The sequence below is a fragment of the Deinococcus alpinitundrae genome (genome assembly GCF_009982895.1).
In the GTDB taxonomy this organism is placed as follows: Bacteria; Deinococcota; Deinococci; order Deinococcales; family Deinococcaceae; genus Deinococcus; species Deinococcus alpinitundrae.
Window position 1 is genome coordinate 1 of sequence record NZ_WXZL01000187.1, and the last position, 291, is coordinate 291.

The window sequence follows — 291 nt, forward strand, 5'->3', positions numbered from 1 at the left end:
GGTGCCCCATGAACGTCTGGAACGTGGCCTGAAGATGAACCGCACTCTATTTAAGCGCCGAACTGGGGTTTATCCCGAAACCTTCATCGGCATGGAAGCTGTGTTGCTTGAACGCGAAGGTGCCAAGAAGAGAAGCGGTCGCCCTGCAGCGCTCAATCCTGCTGAACAGCGTCTCCTGACGCTGGAATTCTAGCGGGAATATCGGACATCTGCCCACCTGGGCGATGATTGGGGCATCCATGAAACCACCGTGCAGCGCACGGTGGAACGGGTTGAAGCAGCCATGATGGC

At 57.0% G+C, this 291-nt stretch carries 2 pseudogenes; both read left to right on the forward strand.

Annotated elements, in window-relative coordinates:
- Positions 1 to 193 (forward strand): annotated as a pseudogene (locus GUI70_RS24145) (IS5 family transposase); the annotation flags it as partial.
- A 12-nt stretch (positions 194 to 205) separates the two neighbouring features.
- Positions 206 to 291: pseudogene (locus tag GUI70_RS25175) on the forward strand (helix-turn-helix domain-containing protein); the annotation flags it as partial.